The organism is Microbacterium umsixpiens (assembly GCF_053543675.1).
In genome coordinates this window covers 22,804-27,411 of the sequence record NZ_JBLVOH010000014.1, presented here as the reverse complement: position 1 = coordinate 27,411, position 4,608 = coordinate 22,804, and the positions used below count along the sequence as shown (strand labels likewise).

The following is a 4,608-nucleotide window of genomic DNA, read 5'->3' as shown; positions in this document are numbered from 1 at the left end:
GATCCAGCCAGCGCCTGATCCTCGGATGGCTCGCCACCGCCATCGACGCCTCACAGACCGACGGCTCGGTGAGACAGGGCGCACCGCAGGAGATCGCGGTCATGCTGCTGCTGATCGCGCAGTCCGCCGTCCTCTCCCACGCAACAGTGGCCGACCTCATCTCGGAAGACGCGTGGGAACGTGAGCTACGAGCCGCACTCGACGGGCTGCTCCGCCCATGACCGGGCATTCATCCGCGCTCAATGTCGCGCGACGGAGGATCGATCTCATGCACGCGGCCGATGAGCAGGTCGACGTGCTCGTCGTCGGAGGCGGGATCACGGGCGTGGGAGCCGCACTCGACGCGGCATCCCGCGGCCTCAGCGTGACACTGATCGAAGCCGAGGACCTTGCCTTCGGGACCAGCCGTTTCAGCTCGAAGCTCGTGCACGGCGGCCTGCGCTATCTCGCCACGGGTGACGTCGCGACTGCGAGGGAAAGCGCACACGAGCGCCATCTCCTCATGACCACGATCGCCCCGCATCTGATCCGCCCGCTCGGGCAGCTCCTGCCCTTCTCCCGCGACGTGACGTTCCGGCAGCGCACCGCGGGCGCCGTCGGCATGGGAATGGGCGATCTGCTCCGGATGCGGGCACGCACACCCCGCTCGGTGCTGCCTGCCCCTACCCTCGTGACGGCACGCACGGCCCTCCGGCTCGTGCCCGCTCTCGATCGTCATGGTCTGCACGGGGGAATGCTGTCCTACGACGGTCAGCTGGTCGACGACGCGCGCCTCGTGGCGACCGTGGCCCGAACGGCCGCGGCCCTCGGCGCCCGCATACTCACGCGGGTTCGAGCCATGACCCTGCACGGAGACGGTGCCGCCGTCGAAGAAGCCATCACGGGCGAGCGGTTCGAGATCCGCGCCCGTGCCGTCGTCAACGCGACGGGTGTCTGGGCCGGTGCGCTCGACGAGGCGATCGGCGTGCGTCCGAGCCGGGGAACCCATATCGTGCTCGATGCCGCCGACCTCGGGATCTCGTCGACGGCACTCACGATTCCGCGCGAGGGCTCGATCAGCCGCTACGTCTTCGCGCTGCCGCAGGCGTACGGCCGCGTGATCGTCGGGCTCACCGACGAAGACTCTCCCGGTGCCGTGCCCCGAGTCGCTCAACCGACCGAGCCGGAGATCGACTTCCTGCTGAGAAGCCTCAACCGCGTGGTCACGGCACCGGTCGGACGTGATCGGGTGCGTGGCGCGTTCGCGGGTTTGCGGCCGCTGGTCGACAGCCGCACGGCCTCCACCGCCGACGTCTCGCGCAGGCACCTGGTGACGACATCCGCCTCAGGCTTCGTCACCGTGCTCGGCGGAAAACTGACGACCTATCGACGTATGGCCGAGGATGCCGTCGATCTCGTCTCCCGGACCCGCGGCCTCCAGGCGGCACCGAGTCGGACGGCGTCGGTGCGGCTCGTCGATCGCGTGGTGCCCGACTCCGGAGAGCTACTCGACGACGCGACGGGGCTGAGCACCGCCGAGATCGAGTTCGCCGTGCGGGTCGAGGGGGCGATGACCGTCGAGGATGTCCTCGACCGCCGCACGCGGGTCGGCCTCGTGGACGCCGATCGCGCACGCTGTCATGCCGGGGTCGAGGCCGTCGTCGCCCGTACCGTGGCCGACCTCGTCTGAGCCTGTCCCCGGGCGGCTCCGAGCCGCCGCGTATCCACCGCACAGCGACCCGGAGAACGCGTGGCGAACAGCGCATGAACTCCCCCGAACCCTGGTGCCCGATGGCGCTCCGGCACGCCGCGACCCGGCACAGTGGTGTCATGGACATGCTCTTCACGATGCTGGGCGGCAAGGGGATGTCAGGGCTCCTGAAGACCGGCACCGCGGTTCTCACCCTGCTCCTGGTCCTTCCCGCGCTCCTCAAGCTCTTCGTCGTCACGGTCGATGAAGGCTGGGCAGCGATCCGGACCCGAAACGGCAAGCCCATCATCCGCAACCGTCCGCAGCGCCGTCCGACCGCTCGCGGCGGGGCTGTCGGGGAGGTCGTCGTCCTCGACCCCGGCTCACATGGCGCTTTCCCCCTGTTCTACTGGTATCGACTCATCGATGTGCGCTGCCGGGCGACCGACCTGCCCGTCCGCGAGATGGGCGGTGCGAGCGGACACCAGCATCGCGTGCACGCGTCGTTCGAATGGCGCCCGATACCGACGGGACGCGATCTCCGGGTGTTCGAGCTCGACGTCGTGAACGTCAAGGAGCGCGCCTCGAACATCGTCGGGGCTGCCCTGCGAGACGTGATCCGGGGCCTCGACGGCACGGAGCTGCCGCACAACGACGAGATCAACGCGCGCGTGATCGCAGCCAGCGCCGAGGAGGTCCGTCGCGCCTGCGGGGTGGAGCTCGTGCGCGTGATGGTCACCGGCGACGCGTTGACCGACGGATACCTGATGTCGACGGCGCTCCGCGACGTGGATCGCGGCGCGCAGGCCGTCGCCGCACTGCACGCCCTGAACTGACGCTCCCCCTCGATTCGGACCGGCGGGTCCTTCAGCGCATCAGTGGCGTTCGTGGAGAGGCAGGTCGATCGTCCCCGTCTCGCCCGCATCCCGCGCCTTCGGGATCCTGGTACCGAGCACCTGCGACACGATGTCCTGGGCGATCTTCGGCGCCGTGAGTCCCGCATCCGCGAGGATCTGATCCCGAGAGGCGTGATCGATGAACTCGTCCGGCAGGCCGAGCTCGTCCACCGCCGTGTCGATGCCGGCCTCGCGGAGGACCTGTCGCACCCGAGTGCCGATACCACCGACACGGATGCCGTCTTCGAGCGTGATCACGAGTCGGTGGTGGGCCGCCATCTCGATGACGGACGGTTGCACCGGGATCGCCCAGCGCGGATCGATCACGGTGGCACCGATGCCCTGCGCCCGAAGACGCTCTGCGACGTCGAGCGCGAGTTCGGCGAACGGGCCGATGGCGACGATCAGCACGTCCTCCGACTCCCCCCGGGCGAGCACGTCCACACCGTCTTTCAAGCGCTCGATGGCGGGAAGGTCCGCGGCGACCTCGCCCTTCGGGAACCGGATGACCGTCGGCGCGTCGTCGACCTGAACGGCCTCGCTCAGCGCTTCGGTCAGACGCGCGCCGTCCCTGGGAGCGGCGATGCGGATGTGCGGGACGATCTGCAACATGGCGAGATCCCACATCCCGTGGTGGCTTGGACCGTCGGGGCCGGTCACGCCGGCACGGTCGAGCACGAAGGTCACGCCCGCACGGTGCAGTGCGACATCCATCAGCACCTGATCGAAGGCCCTGCCCATGAACGTGGCGTAGAGCGCGACGACGGGGTGCAGTCCGCCGTACGCCAGCCCCGCGGCGGAGGCGACCGCGTGCTGCTCGGCGATCCCCACGTCGTAGACGCGATCCGGGAACCGCTCGGCGAACGGGGCGAGACCCGTCGGTCGCAGCATGGCGGCCGTCATCGCGATGACATCGCTGCGCTGCTCCCCCACCGAGACGAGGGCGTCCGAGAACACGTCGGTCCAGCCGCGACCGCCGGAAGACAGCGTCTCACCCGTCGCGGGGTCGATCTTCCCCACTGCGTGGAACTGGTCGGCCTCGTCGTCTCGGGCGGGCTGGTACCCGCGTCCCTTCTCGGTGATCGTGTGCACGATGACCGGGGCCCCGTACGACTTCGCCAGCTCGAGCGTCTCGAGCAGAGCGGGGAGATCGTGTCCGTCGATGGGACCGAGGTACTTGATGTCGAGGTTGGAGTAGAGCGCCTCATTGTTGGTGAAGCGGGAGAGGAAGCCGTGGGTTCCGCCGCGAACCCCGCGGAACACCGCCCGGCCCACGGGACCGAACGCACGGAACAGGCGGTCGGAGCGCTGGTGCAGATCCTTGTATGCCGCTGCAGTGCGCACCCGGTTCAGGTACCGCGACATCCCGCCGATGGTGGGCGCGTATGAGCGACCGTTGTCGTTGACGACGATCACGAGGTTCCGGTCGTTGTCATCGGAGATGTTGTTCAACGCCTCCCACGTCATTCCGCCGGTGAGGGCCCCGTCGCCGACGACAGCGACGACATGTCGATCCGCGCGACCAGTGGCGGTGAGTGCGCGGGAGATCCCGTCCGCCCAGCTCAGCGAGCTCGATGCATGCGACGACTCCACGACATCGTGTGCGCTCTCGCTGCGCTGCGGATACCCGGCGAGGCCTCCCCGCACGCGTAGGCCGGAGAAGTCCTGGCGCCCCGTGAGGAGCTTGTGCACGTAGGACTGGTGCCCCGTGTCGAAGATGAACGGATCGTCCGGAGACGAGAAGACCCGGTGCAGAGCGATCGTCAGTTCGACGACGCCCAGATTCGGGCCGAGGTGACCACCGGTCTGCGAGACGTTCTCGACCAGGAATGTGCGGATCTCGGTGGCGAGCTCCTCCAGTTGAACGGTCGATAGCGCGTCCAGATCACGGGGTCCTGAGATGCTCGGAAGAATGGGCATCTGCGCCTCCTCACAGGCTTCGCCAGAAGCGCCCGACGAGGGTGCGGACGCCCGTCGATCCTACCGCGCCAGGTGGGGAGAACCCGGTGAGCGCCGCCCCCCTTGACATGACGAAGGGACTCC

The 4,608-nt window shown here is 68.8% G+C and carries 3 protein-coding genes and 1 pseudogene; 3 read left to right on the top strand and 1 reads right to left on the bottom strand.

What is annotated here, in order from left to right; genetic code table 11:
• The 3 genes and pseudogenes from ACNPM4_RS01260 to ACNPM4_RS01250 all read left to right on the top strand — a co-directional run.
• Positions 1–221 (top strand): annotated as a pseudogene (locus ACNPM4_RS01260) (TetR/AcrR family transcriptional regulator); the annotation flags it as partial.
• A 47-nt stretch (positions 222–268) separates the two neighbouring features.
• Entirely contained in the window at positions 269–1,669 is a 1,401-nt protein-coding gene (locus ACNPM4_RS01255; protein ID WP_448984425.1) for a glycerol-3-phosphate dehydrogenase/oxidase, read from the top strand.
• 140 nt (positions 1,670–1,809) lie between these two features.
• Positions 1,810–2,505 carry an SPFH domain-containing protein gene (locus tag ACNPM4_RS01250; RefSeq protein ID WP_029263270.1) on the top strand — a complete coding sequence of 232 codons (696 nt, stop codon included), beginning with the start codon at positions 1,810–1,812 and terminating at the stop codon, positions 2,503–2,505.
• 39 nt (positions 2,506–2,544) lie between these two features.
• On the opposite strand, the gene dxs is transcribed toward ACNPM4_RS01250, so the two are convergent.
• Positions 2,545–4,485 (bottom strand): 1-deoxy-D-xylulose-5-phosphate synthase, encoded by a 1,941-nt coding sequence (gene dxs / locus ACNPM4_RS01245; protein WP_448984424.1) that lies wholly within the window; start codon positions 4,483–4,485, stop codon positions 2,545–2,547.
• Positions 4,486–4,608 lie beyond the last annotated feature (123 nt).